22 protein-coding genes are annotated in these 21,281 nt (G+C 60.2%); 6 read left to right on the top strand and 16 right to left on the bottom strand.

Annotation, left to right across the window (positions count from 1 at the left end; translation table 11 throughout):
* The first annotated feature begins 298 nt into the window (after window positions 1–298).
* On the top strand, window positions 299–1,735 hold the full coding sequence (locus tag QSK43_RS24095; protein WP_332305585.1) for an NAD-dependent succinate-semialdehyde dehydrogenase: 1,437 nt from the start codon (window positions 299–301) through the stop codon (window positions 1,733–1,735).
* A 248-nt stretch (window positions 1,736–1,983) separates the two neighbouring features.
* Window positions 1,984–3,081, top strand: coding sequence for a DNA alkylation repair protein (locus QSK43_RS24090; RefSeq protein ID WP_332305584.1), 1,098 nt, complete (start codon window positions 1,984–1,986; stop codon window positions 3,079–3,081).
* A gap of 18 nt (window positions 3,082–3,099) precedes the next feature.
* Here QSK43_RS24090 and QSK43_RS24085 read toward each other — a convergent pair whose 3' ends face one another.
* The 5 genes from QSK43_RS24085 to QSK43_RS24065 all read right to left on the bottom strand — a co-directional run bounded on the left by QSK43_RS24085 (window position 3,100) and on the right by QSK43_RS24065 (window position 8,181).
* On the bottom strand, window positions 3,100–4,125 hold the full coding sequence (locus tag QSK43_RS24085; RefSeq protein WP_332305583.1) for a sulfate/molybdate ABC transporter ATP-binding protein: 1,026 nt from the start codon (window positions 4,123–4,125) through the stop codon (window positions 3,100–3,102).
* A gap of 5 nt (window positions 4,126–4,130) precedes the next feature.
* On the bottom strand, window positions 4,131–5,018 hold the full coding sequence (gene cysW / locus QSK43_RS24080) for a sulfate ABC transporter permease subunit CysW (protein WP_332305582.1): 888 nt from the start codon (window positions 5,016–5,018) through the stop codon (window positions 4,131–4,133).
* Window positions 5,019–5,021: 3 nt separating this feature from the next.
* Window positions 5,022–5,864: a sulfate ABC transporter permease subunit CysT gene (gene cysT / locus QSK43_RS24075; protein WP_332305581.1), complete on the bottom strand. Its 843-nt coding sequence runs from the start codon at window positions 5,862–5,864 to the stop codon at window positions 5,022–5,024.
* A 53-nt stretch (window positions 5,865–5,917) separates the two neighbouring features.
* Window positions 5,918–6,904 (bottom strand): thiosulfate ABC transporter substrate-binding protein CysP, encoded by a 987-nt coding sequence (gene cysP / locus QSK43_RS24070; RefSeq protein WP_332305580.1) that lies wholly within the window; start codon window positions 6,902–6,904, stop codon window positions 5,918–5,920.
* A 173-nt stretch (window positions 6,905–7,077) separates the two neighbouring features.
* Window positions 7,078–8,181, bottom strand: a complete 1,104-nt coding sequence (locus QSK43_RS24065) for an enoyl-CoA hydratase/isomerase family protein (protein ID WP_332305579.1) — start codon at window positions 8,179–8,181, stop codon at window positions 7,078–7,080.
* 261 nt (window positions 8,182–8,442) lie between these two features.
* Between QSK43_RS24065 and QSK43_RS24060 the strand changes: the two genes are divergently transcribed.
* Window positions 8,443–8,694, top strand: a complete 252-nt coding sequence (locus QSK43_RS24060; RefSeq protein ID WP_332305578.1) for a DUF2934 domain-containing protein — start codon at window positions 8,443–8,445, stop codon at window positions 8,692–8,694.
* 68 nt (window positions 8,695–8,762) lie between these two features.
* Here the strand turns inward: QSK43_RS24060 and QSK43_RS24055 are convergent, their stop codons facing one another.
* A complete protein-coding gene (locus QSK43_RS24055) occupies window positions 8,763–9,554 on the bottom strand; it encodes an SH3 domain-containing protein (protein WP_332305577.1) in 792 nt (263 codons plus the stop codon).
* 258 nt (window positions 9,555–9,812) lie between these two features.
* Between QSK43_RS24055 and ubiG the strand changes: the two genes are divergently transcribed.
* Window positions 9,813–10,565 carry a bifunctional 2-polyprenyl-6-hydroxyphenol methylase/3-demethylubiquinol 3-O-methyltransferase UbiG gene (gene ubiG / locus QSK43_RS24050; protein ID WP_332305576.1) on the top strand — a complete coding sequence of 251 codons (753 nt, stop codon included), beginning with the start codon at window positions 9,813–9,815 and terminating at the stop codon, window positions 10,563–10,565.
* A 41-nt stretch (window positions 10,566–10,606) separates the two neighbouring features.
* Here ubiG and QSK43_RS24045 read toward each other — a convergent pair whose 3' ends face one another.
* From QSK43_RS24045 to QSK43_RS24030, 4 genes are read right to left on the bottom strand one after another with little or no spacing between them, the layout of a single operon-like run.
* Window positions 10,607–11,035, bottom strand: a complete 429-nt coding sequence (locus tag QSK43_RS24045; RefSeq protein ID WP_332305575.1) for a DUF1178 family protein — start codon at window positions 11,033–11,035, stop codon at window positions 10,607–10,609.
* Window positions 11,032–11,892, bottom strand: coding sequence for a carbon-nitrogen hydrolase family protein (locus tag QSK43_RS24040; protein WP_045017466.1), 861 nt, complete (start codon window positions 11,890–11,892; stop codon window positions 11,032–11,034). Before QSK43_RS24040 ends, QSK43_RS24045 begins: the two co-directional genes overlap by 4 nt.
* Before the next feature lie 29 nt (window positions 11,893–11,921).
* A complete protein-coding gene (gene grxC / locus QSK43_RS24035; protein WP_045017465.1) occupies window positions 11,922–12,176 on the bottom strand; it encodes a glutaredoxin 3 in 255 nt (84 codons plus the stop codon).
* A gap of 60 nt (window positions 12,177–12,236) precedes the next feature.
* On the bottom strand, window positions 12,237–13,028 hold the full coding sequence (locus QSK43_RS24030) for a ComF family protein (RefSeq protein ID WP_332305574.1): 792 nt from the start codon (window positions 13,026–13,028) through the stop codon (window positions 12,237–12,239).
* Window positions 13,029–13,174: 146 nt separating this feature from the next.
* Here QSK43_RS24030 and QSK43_RS24025 point away from each other — a divergent pair, with 146 nt between their 5' ends.
* On the top strand, window positions 13,175–14,056 hold the full coding sequence (locus tag QSK43_RS24025) for a methyltransferase domain-containing protein (RefSeq protein ID WP_332305573.1): 882 nt from the start codon (window positions 13,175–13,177) through the stop codon (window positions 14,054–14,056).
* Between the two features lie 18 nt (window positions 14,057–14,074).
* Here QSK43_RS24025 and QSK43_RS24020 read toward each other — a convergent pair whose 3' ends face one another.
* From QSK43_RS24020 to QSK43_RS23995, 6 genes are all read right to left on the bottom strand, one after another.
* Window positions 14,075–14,266, bottom strand: a complete 192-nt coding sequence (locus QSK43_RS24020) for a Flp family type IVb pilin (RefSeq protein ID WP_332305572.1) — start codon at window positions 14,264–14,266, stop codon at window positions 14,075–14,077.
* Window positions 14,267–14,360: 94 nt separating this feature from the next.
* Complete coding sequence (locus QSK43_RS24015; protein ID WP_045017461.1) at window positions 14,361–14,675, bottom strand: hypothetical protein; 315 nt, start codon at window positions 14,673–14,675, stop codon at window positions 14,361–14,363.
* A 181-nt stretch (window positions 14,676–14,856) separates the two neighbouring features.
* Window positions 14,857–15,270 (bottom strand): 8-oxo-dGTP diphosphatase MutT, encoded by a 414-nt coding sequence (gene mutT, locus QSK43_RS24010; protein WP_045017460.1) that lies wholly within the window; start codon window positions 15,268–15,270, stop codon window positions 14,857–14,859.
* Window positions 15,267–16,043, bottom strand: coding sequence for a GNAT family N-acetyltransferase (locus QSK43_RS24005; RefSeq protein WP_332305571.1), 777 nt, complete (start codon window positions 16,041–16,043; stop codon window positions 15,267–15,269). The genes mutT and QSK43_RS24005 overlap by 4 nt, the downstream gene beginning before the upstream one ends.
* 18 nt (window positions 16,044–16,061) lie before the next feature.
* Window positions 16,062–17,303 carry a bifunctional glutamate N-acetyltransferase/amino-acid acetyltransferase ArgJ gene (argJ, locus tag QSK43_RS24000; RefSeq protein ID WP_332305570.1) on the bottom strand — a complete coding sequence of 414 codons (1,242 nt, stop codon included), beginning with the start codon at window positions 17,301–17,303 and terminating at the stop codon, window positions 16,062–16,064.
* A gap of 91 nt (window positions 17,304–17,394) precedes the next feature.
* Window positions 17,395–18,264 carry a peptidylprolyl isomerase gene (locus QSK43_RS23995; protein ID WP_332305569.1) on the bottom strand — a complete coding sequence of 290 codons (870 nt, stop codon included), beginning with the start codon at window positions 18,262–18,264 and terminating at the stop codon, window positions 17,395–17,397.
* Between the two features lie 243 nt (window positions 18,265–18,507).
* On the opposite strand from QSK43_RS23995, the gene secA reads away from it, so the two are divergent.
* Window positions 18,508–21,216 (top strand): preprotein translocase subunit SecA, encoded by a 2,709-nt coding sequence (gene secA / locus QSK43_RS23990; protein WP_332305601.1) that lies wholly within the window; start codon window positions 18,508–18,510, stop codon window positions 21,214–21,216.
* Window positions 21,217–21,281: the final 65 nt, after the last annotated feature.

The raw sequence follows: 21,281 nt of genomic DNA, 5'->3' as shown, positions 1-21,281 counted from the left end.
CCGAAAATTCGGCACCAGTTTGCGCGCCAGCGGAATGGGGTAGGCCAATTTCCGTATCACAGAAAAATCATGGCGATTGCCAGAGCGGACGGTTGAAACATATCGCCCGCAACTTAATATAAGGGTTATCGTTTCCGTTTCCGGCAATTCCACAATCCTCTTGCCGAAAATGCCCAGGCACCCGTTCCGCGCAGCGAAAGCCGCGATGCCGGATTATCCTCCGGCCAGGAAAATTCTGTTCACGTTTCCGGGCCGGACGGCGCCTCGCCGTATTGGCCGCATCATGAAGGTAGTTCCCATGCACACCTATCCCGACATCAAACTTCTCATTGATGGCGAATGGCGCGACGCCGTTTCCGGCAAGACGATCGCCGTGTCCGACCCTGCAACCGACGAGATCATCGGCGCGATCGCCCATGCCGAAAAGCCGGACCTCGATCTGGCGCTTGCCGCCGCCGACCGCGGCTTCAAGGTGTGGCGCGACACCTCGCCCTTCGAGCGTTCCAAGATCATGCGCAGGGCAGCCGATATCCTGCGCGAACGCAAGGACAAGATCGCCTATATAATGACCCGTGAGCAGGGCAAGCCGCTTTCGCAATCGGCAACCGAGATCATGGGCGCTGCCGACACCATCGACTGGTTCGCCGAAGAAGCGCGCCGCACCTATGGCCAGGTCATTCCGGCGCGCGCGACAGGCGTTTCCCAGCTTGCCATCAAGCTGCCGGTCGGCCCCGTCGCGGCCTTCACGCCCTGGAACTTCCCGATCAACCAGATCGTCCGCAAGCTTTCCGCAGCCCTTGCCACCGGCTGCTCGATCATCGTCAAGGCTCCGGAAGAAACACCGGCGTCGCCGGCGGAGCTGATCCGCGCCTTCGTGGATGCCGGTGTTCCGGCAGGCGTCATCGGCCTCGTTTACGGCGTTCCTTCCGAAATTTCGGAATACCTGATCCCGCACCCGGTCATCCGCAAGATTTCCTTCACCGGCTCCACGCCGATCGGCAAACATCTCGCAGCCCTTGCCGGCAAGCACATGAAGCGCGCCACGATGGAACTCGGCGGCCATGCGCCGGTGATGATTTTCGACGATGCCGATATCGACAAGGCGATCGAAGTGACCTCGCTTGCGAAATTCCGCAATGCCGGTCAGGTCTGCGTCGCCCCCACCCGCTTCCTCGTGCAGGACGGTGTGGCGGATCGCTTCCTTGAAGGTTTCGTGGAGGCGACGAAGGCCATCAAGGTCGGCAACGGCCTGGAAGATGGCATCGTCATGGGACCGCTCGCCAATGAGCGCCGCATCCCGGCGCTGGAGGGCCTCATCAGCGACGCCGTTTCCCATGGCGCGGAACTGAAGACGGGTGGACGCCGCATCGGCAACAAGGGTAACTTCTTCGAGCCGACGGTTCTCGCCAACGTGCCGGTAACCGCCAAGATCATGAACGACGAGCCTTTCGGTCCCGTCGCCATCATCAATCGTTTCTCGACCTTCGATGACGCCATCACCGAAGCGAACCGCCTGCCCTTCGGCCTCGCATCCTATGCCTTCACCGGTTCGGTCAAGACCGCGCATGCGCTCGGCCATCAGGTCGAGGCCGGCATGCTGACCATCAACCACAACGGCCTTGCGCTCCCGGAAGTCCCCTTCGGCGGCATCAAGGATTCCGGCTACGGCACGGAAGGCGGCTCGGAAGCGGTTCAGGCCTATCTGGAGACGAAATTCGTCAGCCAGATGAGCTGAGTTGAGAAATTTCTTCTCCCCGCCGGGGAGAAGATGCCCCGAAAGGGGTAGATGAGGGGGCAAGCTCTCGGTCGATCTCTGGCGTCACCCCCCTCAACCCGCTGCCGCGACCTTCTCCCCGGCGGGGAGAAGGCGAAAGCCGCAGTCGCTCGATCCGTCAGCACTCTCTCAAAGTTGCTCAGCGCTATCTTGCCTCAAACCTCATCATCCCTTAAGAGAACAAAAAGTGAACTTTTGGGGATGCAGACATGAGCGAGACGGCGACACCGGCGCTGAAGGAAATCTTCAACCACGAAAAACTGCGGCATATCGCCGATCAGACCAAGGCCGTGCACGCGCCTTTCGACGTTTCCACCTTCATGACGCTCGCCACCGAAAATCTCGAGGCTCTGGGCATCATGCAGCGCATGCGGCAGGTGGCGACGAGCCTGCACGCCACGCTTCCCGGCGACTATGCCCGCAATATAGAAATACTCACCGCAGCAGCGCCGGGAATCGGCAACGGTTTCGCATCGATTTCACTGCCGGAATATGTGGCGCTTTACGGTCTCGACGATTTCGATCTTTCCATGCAGGCGCTGCAATATTTCACCCGCTTCGGCTCCTCGGAATTCGCCATCCGCCATTTCCTGCAAAAGGATCTGGCCCGCACACTTGCCGTGATGGAAACATGGTCGCGACACGAAAACGAGCATGTGCGGCGGCTGGCGAGCGAGGGCTGCCGGCCGCGCCTGCCATGGTCGTTCCAGCTCAAACCCCTGATCGATGATCCATCGCCGGTCACAGCGATCCTCGATGCCATGAAAGCCGATGAGGCGCTTTACGTGCGCAAATCCGTCGCCAATCATCTGAATGACATCACCAAGGATAACCCGACCTTTGCGCTGGCGCTCATCGACACATGGCCGAAGGAGAACCCGCATACGCGCTGGATCATTCGGCAGGCCTTGCGCACGCTGATCAAGAAGGGCAATGCCGCCGCACTCGCCCATCTCGGCGCGCATGAGGAAGCACAGATCGCGCTCGGAGTATTTCAGGTTTCGCCGGAGAAGATCGTTCTCGGCAATCCGGTGCGCATTTCAGCCTCGTTCTCCTCGACTGCGAAACACCCGCAGAAGCTGGTGATCGATTATGCCGTGCATTACGTCAAGAAAAACGGCGATGCCTCGGCGAAAGTCTTCAAATGGAAAGAGATCGAGCTTCAGCCGGGCGAAACATGCGCGCTGTCGATCAGTCGCGCCATGCGCGATTTCACCACCCGTAAACACTATGCGGGCGTTCACAAGGTTGATCTCATGGTCAATGGCAGGCTGGAGGCGGAAGCCTCGTTCGAACTTCTTATCTGAGGCCAATGTGGGCGTCCCTCACGCCACCGGAAAAATCTTCGCCCGACGGATGATGACGGAACCACGATCGCCTGCCGCGACATCGTTTTCCGGCGGCACGTCGAATTCCAGGAGATCGCCATCGTCGGTGCTGACGATCACGCGGCGTTCTCCCGCCCGATCAAGAACGCGCGAGACAGACGCCGGAATGCCTTCGTGCAGGTCCTCCCATTCGAGATCAGAGGGACGGGCATAGATCTCGACTGCGCCATCCGCCTGCCCGTAGGAAAAAGGCAGCTCGTTTTCGCCGACATAGACCTTGCCGCCACGCGCCACGCCGGACACCCGGTTGGCATCGCCCAAAAAGCGCATGACAAAGGCGCTGTTGGGCTGACGGCAGACTTCTTTCGGCGTGCCCTGCTGAACGATCTCACCCTGATTGAGGATGACGACACGGTCGGCGAGATCGAGAGCCTCCTCCTGGTCATGCGTCACGAAAATCGTGGTGATCCCCAGCGCACCATGAATTTCGCGCAGCCAGCGACGCAGGTCGCGGCGCACATTGGCGTCCAGCGCGCCGAAGGGTTCATCGAGCAGAAGCACTTTGGGGTCGACCGAAAGCGCACGCGCCAGCGCCACACGCTGCCGCTGCCCGCCGGAAATCTGCGCCGGGAAACGGTCGCCCAGACCATCAAGCTTGACCAGGTTCAATAGTTCCTTGACCCGGGCATCAATCGCCGCCTTGTCCCGTTTCACCTTCGAGACCTTCATGCCGAAGGCGATGTTTTCATGCAGCGTCATATGCGGGAACAGCGCATAGTGCTGGAATACGAAACCGACACCACGGTCGCGCACCGGAATATTGGTGGCGTCCTCATCCCCGAAAAAGATGCGGCCGCCATCGCTATATTCCAGACCGGCGACCATCCGCAAAATCGTCGTCTTGCCGGAACCAGAAGGCCCGAGCAGCGCCAGAAGTTCGCCGCTTTCAATATCCAGCGAGACATCGCGCACCGCGCGGAACGTGTCGAAGGTCTTCACCACATTTTCGAGGCGGATTTTCATGGGAATCAGGTCTCCGTGGCGATGGCGGCATCGCCGTTGGTCTTCTTGGCTCCCCGCCCCGCGCCCCGCCCCTCCAGCGCCACCTTGGCGATGATGGTGACGACGGCGAGCAGAGCAAGGATCGAGGCTGACGCAAACGCGCCCGCCGTCTGGTAATCGTGGTAGAGCAGTTCGATATGCAGCGGCAACGTGTTGGTCTGGCCGCGAATATTGCCGGAAACGACGGACACCGCACCGAACTCGCCCATCACGCGGGCGTTGCACAGCACCACGCCATAAAGCAGCGCCCATTTGATATTCGGCAACGTCACCGAAAAGAAGGTGCGCCAACCGGATGCGCCAAGCGAGGTCGCCGCCTCTTCCAGATCGCGCCCCTGTGCCTGCATCAGCGGGATCAGCTCGCGCGCCACAAAGGGTGCGGTGACGAACACCGACGCAATGACGATGCCGGGAAGCGCGAAGAGTATCTTGATGTTGTGCGCATCAAGGAACGGCCCGAAAAGCCCCTGCAATCCGTAAACGAAGAGATAGGCGACACCGGCGACGATCGGCGAGATGGAGAAAGGTATCTCGATCAACACCAGCAGAAAGCGCCGTCCGGGAAAGTCGAACTTGGTGATCGCCCATGCCGCCGCAACGCCGAAGGCGGTGTTGATGGGCACGGCAATCAGCGCCGTCAGCACCGTCAGCATGATGGCGTGGCGGGTATCGGGATGGGTGATGGTGGCGGAATAGACCTTCCAGCCCTGCGAAAACGCCTCGACCCCGATGATGGTGAGAGGAGCGACGACCAGAAACGCGCCGATGACGAGCACGAAAGCAATCAGGCTGCGGCGGACGAGAGGTGCATCACCGACACGCGGTGGCTTGCGGCGGGAAGAAATGGCGCTCATGTCTCAGCTCCTCACCGTATAACGAAGCGCACGCGCCTGTAGGGCATTGGTGACCGCCAGCATCACGAAGGCCGCGATGAGCAGCACGGAGGCGATGGCGGCGGCGGCCTGATAATCATATTCCTCAAGCCGGATGAAGATCAGCAGTGCCGTAATTTCCGTCGAGAAAGGCTGGTTGCCGGCAATGAAGATGATCGCCCCGAATTCACCAAGGCTGCGCGCGAAGGAGAGCGACAGACCGGCGAGCAGAGCCGGCGTCAGAAGCGGCAGGATGACCTTGCGGAAGATTTCGAAATCGGAACCGCCGAGCGATTGCGCCGCTTCCTCCAGTGCCGGATCGAGGTCTTCCAGCACCGGCTGCACGGTGCGCACGATGAAGGGCAGGCTGGTGAAGGCCATCGCCACCATGATGCCAAGCGGCGTATAGGCGACCTTGATGCCGAGCGGCGCCAGCACAGAGCCGAACCAGCCGTTACCCGCAAAAAGCGTCGTCAGCGCAATGCCGGCAACGGCAGTGGGAAGCGCAAAAGGCAGATCAACAATGGCATCGACGATGCGCCAGCCGGGAAAACGATAACGCGTCAGCACCCAGGCGAGCGCCAGCCCGAAAACGACGTTGAACAACGTGGCGGCCAGCGCGCACAGCACGGTGACGCGGTAACTCGCGACGGCGCGCGGTGAAGAGATGATGGCCCAATATTCGGCAGGCCCAAGACTAGCCGCCTTGAACACCAGCGCCGAGAGCGGCAGAAGCACGATGATGGCGACGTAAGTGAGGGTAACGCCGAGGGACAATTTAAGCCCCGGCAGAACATTCCGCTTCAAACCCCGCCCCCATTTCATCATAAAGCGACCCGGCAGTTTCCCGCCGAGTCTTTTGCTATTGCGTGTCGTCGTGATTAACGGCTGCCGTAGAGCGTATCAAGCGTCGCGCCGGACGCAAAATGCTCTTTCTGGGTTTTATTCCAGCCACCGAAGACGTCATTGACGTTGACGAGACGAATGGCCGGGAACTTGTCCTTGAACTCGCCGACAATCTTTTCATTGTGGACGCGATGGCCGAACTCGGCGGCGATCCGCTGACCTTCCTCGGTGTAGAGGAAATCGAGATAGCTCTTCGCCAGATCGCGCGAGCCGCGCTTGTCGGCCACCTTATCCACCACGGCCACCGGGAATTCGGCCAGCAGGCTGACGGAGGGCACGACGCCTTCCACCTTGTCGGCGCCATATTGCTTGGCAATGCCGCGCGTCTCGGCTTCGAAGGTGATCAGCACGTCGCCAATCTCACGCTCGACGAAGGTGGTGGTGGCGGCGCGGCCTCCGGTATCGAAAACCGGCGTGTTGTCGAAGATTTTCTTGACGAATTCCTGAACCTTCTTCTCATCGCCGTTGAACTTCTCCTTGGCGTAGGCCGTGGCGGCAAGATAGGTGTAGCGGGCATTACCCGAGGTCTTCGGATTGGGGAAAACCACCTTCACATCGTCACGGGCAAGATCGTCCCAGTCCTTGATGTGCTTGGGGTTGCCTGCGCGTACGAGGAAGGACGGGAAGGAATAGAACGGCGAAGCATCGTTCGGGAAATCCTTCTGCCAGTCGGCGGAAACGAAACCCTGCTTCACCAGAAAATCAACATCGGTCACCTGGTTGAAGGTAACAACGTCAGCTTCCAGACCCTCGACGATGGCGCGCGCCTGCTTGGAAGTGCCGGCATGCGACTGATCGACGGTGATGCCCGGATGCAGCTTCACGAACGCCTCGTTCTCGGCCGCGAAAACTTCACGGGCGACATCGTAGGACGCGTTGAGAATGGTGGTCGGAGACTGCGCCTGCGCTGCACCTGCAATGAGAGCGGCGATGGCAGTACCGATAATGAGAAGACGTTTCATGAATACCCCCGGAAAATCGAATGGTCCTCAACATAGCGGGCGGCGACAACGCCCGCGAGAAACAGCCGTGCTTTACGGGGCCGTGGATTGGAAATTTCGCCCAAACAACAGCAATTCAAAAGGCTATGATTTCATATATGGCGACAAGCCGGATTTCTTTTGCGTCACGCAATCTAAAGACGATGTCGCGGAAACAGATTTCCGGAATGCTCGGCGAAGTAGGGGAGAAGGTCCTCCTCGCGCACGTCCTCCAGCCGTTCCGGCTGCCACCGGGGATTGCGGTCCTTGTCGACCAGGGCCGCGCGCACGCCCTCATAAAAATCATGGCCCCGCAATATTTCGGTGCCGGCGGCAAATTCCCGCTCGAGGCATTCAATGAGGCTGGCGCTTTCCCGGCCGAGGCGCAGCAATCTCAGAGTCAGTTTCAGACTGGTGGGGGAGCGTTTTTTGAGGACCTCCAGGGTCTCGCGCGAAAACGCATCGTCGCGCGCCGAGAGCGCCGCGAAAATCTCCTCCACCGTATCGAAACGGAATGTCGCGTCGATGACCTGCCGGTTTGCGGACAAGATCCCCTCGCCGGCTTCGACGGCATAGGTGCGGATAGCCGCCTCGACACCTTCATCATCCGCCGCTTGCGACAGGTCATGCACCAAATCCGCAAAGCGCTCAGAGGGGACGAAATGATCGGCAAAACCGGCATGGATCGCATCGGCGCCGGTGACGATGTTGCCGGTCAGCCCCAGCCAGGTGCCGCATTCGCCCGGCGCTCTGGGCAGAAGCCAGGAGCCGCCGACATCCGGGAAATAACCGATGCCCGTTTCCGGCATGGCAAGCTTCGTCCGCTCGGTGACGATGCGGTGGCTGCCATGGGCGGATATACCGACGCCGCCGCCCATGACGATGCCATCCATCAACGCCACATAGGGTTTGGCAAAACGGGCGATGCGATAATTCAGCGGAAACTCCTCCCGCCAGAAATCCAGTACCTGCGGATCACCAGCTTTGCCGAGATCGTGAATGATGCGGACATCGCCACCGGCGCAAAGCCCCCTGTCGCCTTCTCCCGTCAGCACCACGCAGGAAATACCGGGGTCCTCCTCGAAACGCCGAAGCGCCTGAAACATGGCGCGCACCATCGGCAGCGTCAGGCTGTTTATCGCTTTCGCGCGGTTGAGGCGGATGATGCCGGCCCCTCCCCGTCTCTCGACGATGACCTGCGTCTCCGCTTCCGCCGCCCCTGCCGTTGCAAGTTCCAAGGTCGCCTCCTCCGCTACCATTCATCCACCCATCTTGGCGACCTTGGCGCGATCACGCAACGTTGATCTTGTCCTGTAGGAACGTCTTTCGCTCAAACCGCTTTCACCGGCGTAAAATGCCTGAAATCCGCTTTCGCAATGCAGCATGTTTGCTTGACGCCCGGAAATTCATGGCATGTAATGGAGCTTGAAAATGCCGGCATTGATTCCTGTCGAGCGTGTGCCGGACCAAGCGGAATGTCGCCTTCTCAAAGGCGTTGTCAACAGCAACGGGAGACGAGCATGCAGGTTTCGGAACAAGAGTGGATCAGCAAAAGGGCCTATACACTTTGGGAAAAGGAAGGCCACCCCCATGGCCGAGATGAGGACCATTGGGAACAGGCAAAACATGAGTTTTCGCTGCTGAAGACATCGGAAGCGACGAAGCCCGCACCGCGCAAAAAGGCCGCGCCGAAAGCCGTTATCGCGACGCCGGATGCCGAAGCTCCGGCAAAACCGAAATCCCGCGCACGCAAGGCAGCTGCCGCTAAATAAAGACGCCTTGGCAATGTTCTTAGGCGTGAAATGAAAAGCCCGACGAAATCTCGCCGGGCTTTTTCTGTTTAGCGCGGGTCGCAGCCGGGGTCGCCGATCCGGCAGCCGCCCTGAAAGTTTTCCGAGGCAGGCGCACGGCGTGGGTCGTCCCACTGGCGACGTTCAGGACGGCGCTGACCTTCGTCCTGATTGGGCTGGCGATCGCGATTGCGGTCCCGGTTTTCTTCTTCGAAGCGGGGGCGGTTGTCCTCACGGCGCGGACGGTCCTGATTTCTGTCGCCCTGGTTTCTATCACCCTGGTTCCAGTCGCCGTAACGACGCTCCCAGCGCCCATCGTTCGGTCCGCCATCCTGACGCGGATCGCGCCGCTCGTTGCGGCGTCCATCCCGCCATTCCTCGCGCGGACGCGGGCGCTCCCAGTCGCCGCGCGGCGGCGGAGCGTTCCAGTAACCGCCGGAAGGGCGACGCCAGCGGTCACGCTCGCGGTAAAAGTCGCGGTCGCGATAATAACGGTCCCAATAACGGCCGGCTTCGAAGGTGATCACCGGAACGCCGAGATCGCGGTAATAGCGCGGCTCGACATAGACCTGATTCTGCCGGTACGTCGTCTGGATATAGCGACCGGCGACCCAGCCGCGGCCGCTGATGAAAGAGACATCGCACCACGGCGTATCGGACAGGCAGCCATGCACCGTCAACGGCGCGCCGGCCGGAATGACGACGACTGCCGGATAGGCTGTGCTCGGGCCGGAGCGCATGTTCACATTCGCGGTGGCAAAGCCGCGTGTCGCAGCTTCGGCAAGAGCCGGCGCGGCGAGCATGGCCACCAGCGCTATTGCGCCAAACAGTTTTTTCTTCACTTCTTTCTCCTCAAGCAAAGGCCCGCTTTGCCCTTGTCGGCATCCATCGCTTTCGATGGACGAGCATGCGTTCCGCATACTGCCATGATCGGAAAATACGCGGTGTTCCATGAACGCAGCATGAAACAAATCAAGGCCCGCTTCAGTTCCACCTGCGGCGATGAAGCAACCGACAATTTGCCGGCGGAATGGACCGCCGGTCTTGACTTCGGGGGGCAATCATCCGACTTCAATGCAACAGCAATATGGAGCAGAACCATGAGCGAAACCGCACAGACGACCGTCGACCAGAGCGAAGTGGATCGCTTCTCCGCGATGGCTGCGGAATGGTGGAGCCCGACGGGCAAGTTCCGCCCGCTGCATAAATTCAATCCGGTGCGGCTCGAATATATCCGCAACCGCATCTGCGACAATTTCGGCCGCGACCCAAAGGCGCACCGCCCGCTGGAGGGCTTGCGCATACTGGATATCGGCTGCGGCGGCGGCCTGCTCTCGGAACCTGTGGCACGCATGGGCGCGGATGTGGTGGGCGCCGATCCTTCGGAAAAGAACATCGGCATCGCCTCCACCCATGCGCGTGAAAGCGGCGTCAGCGTCGATTATCGCGCCGTGACCGCCGAACAATTGCTGGAGGCGGGCGAAACCTTCGACGTCATCCTCAACATGGAGGTGGTCGAGCACGTGGCCAATGTCGATCTCTTCGTCACCACCTGCGCGAAAATGGTACGCCCCGGCGGGCTGATGTTTGCCGCCACCATCAACCGCACGCTGAAAGCCCGCGCGCTCGCGATCTTCGCCGCCGAAAACGTGCTGCGCTGGCTGCCGCGCGGCACCCACCAATATGAAAAGCTGGTTCGCCCGGAAGAGCTAGAACGGCCGCTGGTGGCAAGCGGCATGGATATCGTCCACCGCACCGGCGTCTTCTATAACGTGCTGCAGGACCGCTGGAATCTCTCGCCGGACATGGAGGTCAACTACATGATGCTGGCGAAAAGACCGGCGCAGGGGTAACGCGACCAAATCCCCGTCATGGCCGGGTAATGACCCGGCCGTCAGTTGACGTCGTCGGGCAGCACCGGCAGCGGTGCGATTTCGATGCCCTCGTCAATCAACGCCTTGGCTTCCTGCACCGAAGCATGGCCGATGATGCCGCGTTCGTCCGCCTCGCCATAGTGGATTTTGCGGGCTTCTTCGGGAAATTTATCGCCGACATCTTCCGCATTCGCGCGAATATTGGCGACGGCTTCACGGATTTTTGCCAGCGCTTCTTTTTTCGCCGTATCCATGGCGAGCGTCTGGCGTTCGTCCTTCTTGCGGGCGGTGGAAACCGAAGGCGCCATCAGAAGTTTGGAGACCTGCACGGAGTTGCAGACCGGGCAGGACAGGAAGCCGCGCTGCAACTGATTGTCGAAATCGTCGCTCCCGGAAAACCAGCCTTCAAACTCATGGCCCTTTTCACAGGCCAGCGCATACCGGATCACGCCGCCTCACCTCCAGCAGGTTTCAGGGGAATAACCGTATCCATGGCGAACTCGCGGGAATTGCGGAGATTGGGAATTTTTCCGCGCGCGGCAGCCACGAGCGAGGTGTCGATCTCGGCGAAAATGATCTCTTCCCCGGCGCCGCCAGCGATTGCCAGAACCTTGCCCCATGGGTCGATGATGATGGAATGGCCGAAGGTTTCGCGCCCATCCTCATGCACGCCGGCCTGCGCGGCGGCGATGACGAAAGCGCCGTTTTCAATGGCGCGGGCACGCAGCAGAATTTCCCAGTGGGCTTGCCCCGTCTGGCGGGTGAAGGCCGCCGGAACCGTCAGCACCTCGGCTCCAGCAAGCGCTTCCGCGCGGAAAAGCTGCGGAAAACGAACATCGTAGCAGATCGCGAAGCCGAATTTCGCCAGCGGAATTTCGGCGACACGCGCCTCGACACCGGGTTCATAAGCCGCACTTTCGCGCCAGCTTTCACCATTGTCGAGATCGACATCGAACATGTGGATCTTGTCATAGCTGCAGATGCGGGAACCGTCAGGCGCAAAGAAAAAACCGCGATTGGCGATCTTGCCATCCGGGCGGGCAATCGCCGTCGAACCGACATGGACATGGATGCCGAGTTCGCGCGCCAGCCGGGCAGCCGTCGCAACGATGATATCGCCCTCGTCATCACGCAGCAATGCGCGAAGCGCCTGCCTGTCCTTCTGGATTGCGCCTGTCATTTCCGGTGTCTGCACATAGACCGCGCCCTGAGCGGCGGCAGCACGCACCAGCCGCGTCATATCGGCGGCATTTTTGACCGGGTCGACACCTGAACGCATCTGAATGGCAGCAGCCTTGAAAGTCATCCCATCCTCCATGCCCGTAAATGGGCCAATCAGCCAGCCAGCATTGCGTCTAGTTTGCCAGCGCGTTCCAGCGCATGCAGATCGTCGCTGCCGCCGATATGCTCGCCGTTGATGAATATTTGCGGGAAGGTTGCGCCGCCAGATTTTTCGATCATTTCCTGCCGGTATTCCGGCGTTGTCGTGGCGTTATATTCGGCATAATCGACGCCCTTGCTGTCCAGAAGCGCCTTGGCGCGCGCGCAATAACCACAAAAATCCCGCGTATAGATCGTTACCGGTGCCATGTTTTTCGAAGCCTCGCATATGTGCGCTGAAACGCACGATATAATCATGTCTTTCAGGCTTCATATAGGCCCGGAAACGGCCATTGCAAAGGTCAAAACGGTCACATCCGTGGCACCCGCCTTCCGCAAGATGCGGCTTGCCGCACCCACCGTTGCGCCGGTGGTATAAACGTCGTCCACCAGCACCACCCGCTTGCCGTAAACATCGGGTTCCCGGCCAGGCGCGATTGCGAAAGCGCCCCGCACATTATCCCGGCGGGCGAGCGCCGACAGCCCCACCTGCCGCTCGGTCGGCTTCACACGCAATAGCGAACCGGCGAGCAACGGTTTGCCGGCGGCCTTGGCCAGATGCCGGGCCAGCTCGGCGGACTGATTGAAACGGCGACGCCAGAAACGGTGGCGATGCAGCGGAACCGGCACGATACAATCGCAGGCATCGACCGTTCCGTCGCTCGCCCTCAGCATCCACAGCGCCATCAAACGGGCAAGATCGGTCCGGTCCTGATATTTCAGCCGGTGCACCAGCTTGCGAGCCGTTCCCTCATGGGTGGCGGCCGCGCGCAGGCGGTCGAAGGGCGGTGGGTCGGCGATGGCTCGCGCGCTTACAACACCTTCGCCATGGCTCCGGGCGAAGGGAATGCCGAGAACCTCGCAGAAAGGCCGATCGATAAACGCCACATCCCGCCAGCAATCGGCACACAAGGCACCCTCGCCGCCGGTCATCCTGGCGCAGCTTGCGCAGGTGGGCGGATAGACCATGCGGAAAGCCGAGCGCAACACGCCGCGCGCCGCCGCCGACACGGTTGCAGACTTCGATAGCAACCCCGAAAACAGATCTTCCCCAGCACCCATGAGGTTGACTTTAGCGCCGAACGAGTGCCTTTGCGAGAGCGATATGTTCCGGCCCGATACCGGAAAAAAAAGATGCCCTAAGCGGCATGACAGCAACGATGCGGCCCGCCGATCCCGAAGGCGTTTGAGGCCGAGCAGGCACGACGATGGATATTCTCTTTGACCAGGCCCTGATCGAACAAAACCGCCGCCGCGCATGGAACCGGCGCGACGACAAGGCCCTGTTTCTTCTCGACATGGCGGCCGACGAGTTTGCCGACCGGCTCGCCATCGTCGAGCGCCGGTTCGAGACCGCGGTCGAACTGCACGGCGGAACGGGTATCACCGCCCGACGCCTGGGCGAGACAGGCAAGGTGGATGCCATCCACCGCATCGAAACGGACACCCGTTTTGCGACGGATGGGAATATCCCCGAGGCCGCCTCCATGGAGCATCTGCCGCTCGCGGAAGCCTCCGCCAATCTCATCGTTTCACCGCTTGCCCTGCACCTCACCAACGATACGCCCGGCGCGCTGATCCAGATAAGGCGGGCATTGAAGCCGGATGGGCTGTTTCTCGGCGCAATTCCCGGCAGCGGCACGTTGCAGGAGTTGCGCGACGTGCTGTTGACGGCTGAAGCCGAACTGACCGGCGGCGCAAGTCCCCGCGTCATTCCCTTTGCCGATGTGCGTGATGTCGGCGCGCTTTTGCAGCGTGCCGGTTTTGCGCTTCCCGTCACCGATGCCGAAACCTATACCGTGCGTTACGACTCTATTTTCCCGCTGATGCGCGACCTGCGCGCCATGGGCATGGCCAACCCGCTGGCAAGCCGCAGCAGAAAACCGCTCAACCGCGCTTTTTTCCTGCGGGCGGCAGAGCTTTACGCCGAGCGTTATTCCGATCCGGACGGGCGGATAAGGGCCACGTTTTCCATCATCTATGTCTCAGGCTGGGCACCGCATGAGAGCCAGCAGAAGCCGCTGAAGCCCGGCTCCGCCAAGATGCGCCTCGCCGATGCCTTGAAGACGACCGAGGTGAAACTGTCCTGAGCGCGTAGCCCGACGGTTTCAAATGTTGGCGAAAGTGTCGGCGATGAACTGGAAGACTGTGTTGATATTGCTGCTGATGGCGTCGGCGCCGGCGATGAGAGCGGCGGAAATCAGCCCGACGATCAGGCCATATTCGACTGCGGTCGCGCCGCCTTCGTCCTTACATAAACTGATAAAACAATGCAGCACAGGATATTCCCCATCCACCATCCGGTGCTTCCGCCCGCCGGCATTATACCTTACTAAAATCGAATTTAGACTAGGCCGCCGACATGAGGAATCCGTTAGCGATGATGGTAAACGATCAGCAACCGCCCTCATTGCTGTAGCCCGTCACGACACAGGGCATCTCCGGCATGGGCTGGGTTATGCTGCGGCGGATGGAATAGGTCTTGCCCGCATCGGTCTTCTTGATGGAGCCGGTGCTTATCATGTCGTAATTTTCGGGAAACTGCGCCACGCGCGTGGATGATTTCCCGGCGAGCATAGGGGTGATGATCAGGGACAGGGCAATCACCGCCGTTCCGAAAAGCAGCGCGACATTGAGCGCGCCGGTGCGACGGGATTTGTTGGAATAAGAGTGACGACCTTCCACCGTCTTCCAGAAATCCTCGTTCATAACCAACCTCGTGACGCGCAGTTTACCGCTTCTTTAGCTTAACAATCTGCCAGAGGGTGCTGAACGATCTGTTAACACAGCTTCATTTTGGTACGGCAAAAGGACGTTGCTGGGTGTTTTCACCAAGCTGTGACAGCATGGAATCGCCCGGAGGCGAGATCACCCTCGACACAATGCCGGTTTAAACCAGATCCTGAAGGAATGGGATGAGCGGCTCGTCGGCCGGGGGCATGGGATAGTCGCGCAGAGCCTGCGATTTCACCCACTTGATTGCCTGCCCTTCCCGCCCATACGCGATGCCTTCATAACGACGGCACACGTAAAGCGGCATCAGCAGGTGAAAAGTCTCGTAAGTGTGGCTGGCGAAAGTCAGTGGTGCAAGGCAGGCGACCTTGGTCTTGATACCCAGCTCCTCTTCCAGCTCGCGGACGAGGGTTTCCTCCGGCGTCTCGCCGTGTTCCACCTTGCCACCTGGAAATTCCCACAGGCCGGCAAGCGACTTGCCTTCGGGACGCTGCGCCAGAAGAATACGGCCATCCTGATCGAGAAGCGCGCAGGCGGCAACCAGCAGAATTTTTTTGCCTGCCTCACTCATTTTTCATCAGCCTTGCGCCAGTAACGATAGGTATAGGCCTCAGTGAAGCCGAATTTTTCATAAAGCGCGATCGCGGGCAGATTTGTGGAGACAACCTGCAACCAGGCGCTTTTGGCGCCGCTGATCCGCGCCCAGCGCAGCGCCGACGCCAGAAGCTGCGTACCAAGCCCCTTTTTCCGCTGCGACTTCTCGACATCGAGGGAAAGAATGCCGGCAAGATCGTTATCCTGCACGCAGATGACGGTGGCGAGCGGACTGCCTCCCACTTCCTCGTTGATGAACAGGCCAAGTGTCGGCTTGATAGAGCTGAGGATTTCAGCGATCGCCGGGCGCAAAGCCGGGTCGCCGTCGCTGACTTTGATACTCGCCTCGACGAAACGACCGATATCGTGGCTCGGCAGGCTGACCAGCGTTTCCGGCAGTTCCATGCCGGAGAGATCGGCCGTCATGACCCTGACCTCTTCGAACACGGACCAGCCGTCATTCACCATAAAATCCTTGAGTTGCGGCGGCATCAGCGTCGTTTCGCGCACCACCAGCGCACGGCCGAAATCCTCGAAGCGCTTGCGCGCCTTTTCCAGCCGCACCGCAGAGTTTCCATAATCGGACGGATCGAGCGGCACTACGCAATTGATGCGCTTGGACGGATGCGAACCCGTGAGGCGGATTTGCCAGCTGCCGTCATAAATTACCGACGAGGCAGGCCATGCCCGGAAGCTGACGGCTTCCAGACGGCGAACAAGCGGCAGATTGACGGCATTGTTGTCCTGCATTCTCTTCGGCTCCAACGGTCAGCTCCGGTAGTCGCCGTTGATCGCAACATATTCCTTGGTCAGGTCGCAGGTCCAGACGGTGGCCGTGCCCTCCCCGAGACCGATATCGACCTTCACCGGAATGTCCTCCTGCCGCATCACGGCGGTGGTTTCCGCTTCCGAATAATCCGGATCACGCTCGCCGTTGACAGCCACACGCACGCCGCCGAACCAGATGGCGAGGCGGTCGCGGTCGGCCATTTCGCCGGATTTGCCGACGGCCATGACGACGCGACCCCAATTGGCGTCCTCGCCGGCAACGGCGGTCTTCACCAGCGGCGAATTGGCGATGGAAAGAGCAATCTTCTTGGCAGCGGCATCATTTTCCGCACCGGTGACGGTGACTTCAACCATCTTGCGCGCGCCCTCGCCGTCGCGAACCACCTGCAAGGCCAGATCCTTGAGGAGATCGTTCAGGCTGGCGCGAAAGGCGGAAAGACGCTCGTCGTCGGCGCTCATCACCTTCACCTGACCGTCTTCCGCCGCCGCGCCCGTGGCGAACAGCATCAGAGTATCGGAGGTGGACGTGTCGCTGTCGACCGTCACGGAATTGAAGGTCGGGCCGACGCCGGACGAAAGCAGGGATTGCAGGGCGGCGGGTTCGATGTCGGCATCCGTCACCACGAAGGAGAGCATCGTCGCCATATCGGGCGCAATCATGCCGGCGCCCTTGGCGATGCCGTTGATGGTAACGATGACACCACCGATTTCGGCGGTACGGGTCGCGACCTTCGGGTAGGTATCCGTCGTCATGATCGCCTTGGCGGCTTCCTGCCAGAAATCGGCTTCGGCCATGCGTTGCATGTCGCCAAGAACGCCCGCGAATTTGGTGGCGTCCAGCGGCTCCCCGATCACGCCGGTCGATGCCAGAAACACCTCGTTTTCAGAGCAACCGACGGCAGCGGCAGCGGATTTCGCCGTCAGTTCGGTCGCGGCCTTGCCCTTGACGCCGGTAAAGGCATTGGCGTTGCCGGAATTGACCACCACGGCACGCGCCACGCCGCCGCCGAGATTGGCGCGGCAGAAATCGACCGGGGCCGAGGGGCATTTCGATCTGGTGAAGACGCCGGCCACGCTTGCGGGCTTGTCGAACACCATCAGGAGAACGTCGGTCCGGTTCTTGTACTTGATGCCGGCGGCAGCCGTCGCCATGCGAACGCCACGCAGCGCGGGCATGTCGGGATAGGATTTCGGAGCGAGCGGGGAAACGGCAACGGACATGGGAAAGCGCCTGAAATTCTGAAAAAGGGGGAAGTTGAAAGTGCCTGAGATGAAACGGGGCGGCCTCTGGCCGCCCCGTAACATGGGTATATTACTGCTGCGGCTGCGGCTGTGCCTGCTGTTCCTTCGAGGCTTCGTCATAGCCCTTCTTCAGCGTCTCATCCATGATTTCGATCTTCTGGTCAGCCTTTGCCTTCTCGATGAGGGCAACGTACTTGTCACGCATGACAAGCTGACGAACCTGCGGCTCGACCTGTTCGAACGCCGGCGGCGGCGCGATGCGCTTGTCTTCCAGCTTGATGACGTGGAAGCCGAACTGGGTCTTCACCGGCGTCTTGGTGTAGGCGCCCTTTTCGAGACCGAAAGCGGCTTCTTCGAATTCCGGCACCATGCGGCCCTTGCCGAACCAGCCGAGATCGCCGCCGTCATCCTTGTTGGAATCGGTCGACTTATCCTTGGCGAGTGCTGCGAAATCCTTGCCAGAATCAAGCTGCTTGATGACGTCCTTGGCTTCGTCCTCGCTTGCTACGAGGATGTGGGCGGCCTTGATTTCTTCCTCCTGCGGCAGGGCTGCGACTTCCTTGTCGTAGCGCGCCTTGACTTCGTCATTGGTGACGGCATCGACAACATGCTTGCGGAAATAGGCGTTGTGCAGCTCACGGTCCTGAATGAATTCCATGCGCTTCTTGAAATCTTCGGTCTTTTCCAGACCTTCGGCGCTGGCATTCTTCACCAGAAGTTTGACGTCGATCGCGCCGGAAAGAGCTGCGACCTTCTTCTGCTCGTCGGGAAGCTGTGCAAGCTGCGGATCGAGATTGCCCATGGCGAGATCGAGTTCGGACTGGTGGATTTCCAGATCGCCAACCTTGGCGACAACCTTGTCTTCCTGTGCGAAAGCCGGGAACTGGAGGCCGAGCGTGGCCACAATCACCGCAGCCGCAATTTTATTATAGCGCAACATTTTGAACCTTTCAGGGACAATGCCGGCTCCAGACATGGTTTCCGGCTCTGAAAAAACTTCCAAACACTGGAATGTGGCCATTCTGTAACGGGCAGAACCGTTGACATCATTTGCCCCCCCTCTTATCTGTCACGCACCCTCGCGTCCAGATACGTTGAAGGGCGAAGTCCGTCATTTGTTGGTGAAATCCGCATGATGGAGGGAAGCGCCCGCGAAAACGGAATTTCAGAAAGGGCCAGTAAGATGGTCAGTCTCGGCGGAATAGCCCGCAAATTGTTCGGCTCGGCAAATGAACGCCGCGTCCGCTCCTATAAAAGCAAGATCGCAGCCATCAACGCGCTGGAAGAGGCCACCAAGGCCCTCTCCGACGAAGCGCTGGCGGCGAAGACGGTGGAGTTCCGTCAACAGCTAACGGACGGCAAGTCGCTGGACGATCTGCTGATCCCGGCTTTCGCCGTTGCTCGCGAGGCGTCACGCCGCGTTCTGCACATGCGCCCCTTCGACGTTCAGCTGACCGGCGCCATGATCCTGCATGGAGGCGCCATCGCCGAAATGAAGACGGGTGAAGGCAAGACGCTGGTGGCGACCCTTGCGGTCTACCTCAACGCACTGGCCGGCAAGGGCGTGCATGTCGTTACCGTCAACGATTACCTCGCCCAGCGTGACGCGGCCACGATGAGCAAGCTCTATCGTTTCCTCGGTCTGACGACCGGCGTCATCGTGCACGGGCTGGACGACGACCAGCGCCGCGAGGCCTATGCCTGCGACATCACCTACGCGACGAACAACGAACTCGGCTTCGATTATCTGCGCGACAACATGAAATATGACCGGGCCCAGATGGTGCAGCGCGGCCACAACTACGCGATCGTCGACGAAGTGGACAGCATTCTGGTCGATGAGGCGCGCACGCCGCTCATCATCTCCGGCCCGCTGGACGACCGCTCCGATCTCTACAACACCATCGACGCTTTCATTCCACTTCTGTCGCCGGAAGACTACGAGATCGATGAAAAACAGCGTTCGGCCAACTTTTCCGAAGACGGCACCGAGAAGCTCGAGAACCTGCTGCGGCAGGCTGGCCTCCTCAAGGGCGAATCGCTTTACGACATCGAAAATGTCGCAATCGTCCATCACATCAACAATGCGCTGAAGGCCCACAAGCTCTTCACCCGCGACAAGGACTACATCGTCCGCAACGACGAGATCGTCATCATCGACGAATTCACCGGCCGCATGATGCCGGGCCGCCGTTATTCCGAAGGCCAACACCAGGCGCTGGAAGCCAAGGAAAAGGTGCAGATCCAGCCGGAAAACCAGACGCTTTCCTCCGTCACGTTCCAGAACTACTTCCGTATGTATGCAAAGCTTGCCGGCATGACCGGCACGGCATCGACGGAAGCGGAAGAGTTCGGCAACATCTACGGTCTCGACGTCATCGAGGTGCCGACCAACCTGCCGATCCTGCGTATCGACGAGGACGACGAGGTTTATCGCACCGGCGAGGAGAAGTTCCTGGCTATCATCGCCGAGATCAAGGCGGCGCATGAACGCAACCAGCCGGTTCTCGTCGGCACGACATCCATCGAAAAATCCGAGCTTCTGGCACACATGCTGCGCCAGTCCGGCTTTAGCGATTTCCAGGTTCTGAACGCCCGTTACCACGAGCAGGAAGCCTATATCGTTTCGCAGGCCGGCGTTCCCGGCGCCGTCACCATCGCCACCAACATGGCCGGTCGCGGTACCGACATCCAGCTCGGCGGCAACGTCGAGATGCGCCTTGAGCGGGAGCTGGAAGGCATGGAGCCGGGTCCCGAGCTTGACGCGAAGGAAGAAGCGATCCGCGCCGAGATCAAGGTTCTGAAGGAAAAGGCGCTCGCCGCCGGCGGTCTCTACGTCATCGCCACCGAACGCCACGAAAGCCGCCGTATCGACAACCAGCTGCGTGGCCGTTCCGGCCGTCAGGGCGACCCCGGCCGCTCCAAATTCTACCTTTCGCTTCAGGACGACCTGATGCGTATCTTCGGCTCCGAGCGCATGGACAGCATGTTGCAGAAGCTTGGCCTGAAGGAAGGCGAAGCCATCGTCCATCCGTGGATCAACAAGGCGCTGGAACGCGCCCAGAAGAAGGTCGAAGCCCGCAACTTCGAGACCCGCAAGAACCTTCTGAAATATGACGACGTGCTGAACGACCAACGCAAGGTCATCTTCGAGCAGCGTCTCGAGCTGATGGAATCCGACAATATCGGCGAAACCGCCGCCGACATGCGCCACGAAGTGATCGAAGCGCTCGTCGCCAAGCACGTTCCCGAAAATGCCTATGCCGAACAGTGGGATATCGCCGGTCTCAAGGCCGGTATCGAGCAGTTCCTGAACCTCGACCTGCCGGTGGAGGAATGGGCCAAGGAAGAAGGCATCGCCGAGGACGATATTCTTGAGCGTGTCACCGAGGCAGCGGACAAATATGCCGCCGAGCGGGCCGAGCGTTTCGGCCCCGAGATCATGACCTATGTCGAGCGCTCGGTCGTGCTTCAGACGATCGACCACCTGTGGCGCGAACATATCGTCAACCTCGATCACCTTCGTTCCGTCGTCGGTTTCCGCGGTTACGCCCAGCGCGACCCGTTGCAGGAATACAAGGCGGAAGCCTTCGAGCTGTTCCAGTCGCTGCTTACCAATCTGCGTGAAGCCGTTACCGCCCAGCTGATGCGTGTGGAACTGGTGCAGCAGGAACAGCAGCAGCCGGAATTGCCTGAGATGACTGCGCACCACCTCGACCCCATCACCGGGGAAGACGAGATGGCGCAGGGCGTACAGGCCGCTTTCGTAGCGGCCGAGGACCGCGACCCGAACAATCCCGCCAGCTGGGGCCGTATCGGCCGCAACGAAATGTGCCCCTGCGGCTCCGGCAAGAAATACAAGCATTGCCACGGCGTTTACGAACAGGCGTAAAAGCCTGGTTTCTGCCAGAAATCGATCGCCCGTAACCTGCGTTACGGGCGATTTTGTTTGCGCCG

Source organism: Rhizobium sp. GR12 (genome assembly GCF_036596185.1).
GTDB lineage: Bacteria > Pseudomonadota > Alphaproteobacteria > Rhizobiales > Rhizobiaceae > Agrobacterium > Agrobacterium nepotum.
This window is presented reverse-complemented; position numbering and strand designations above follow the sequence as displayed.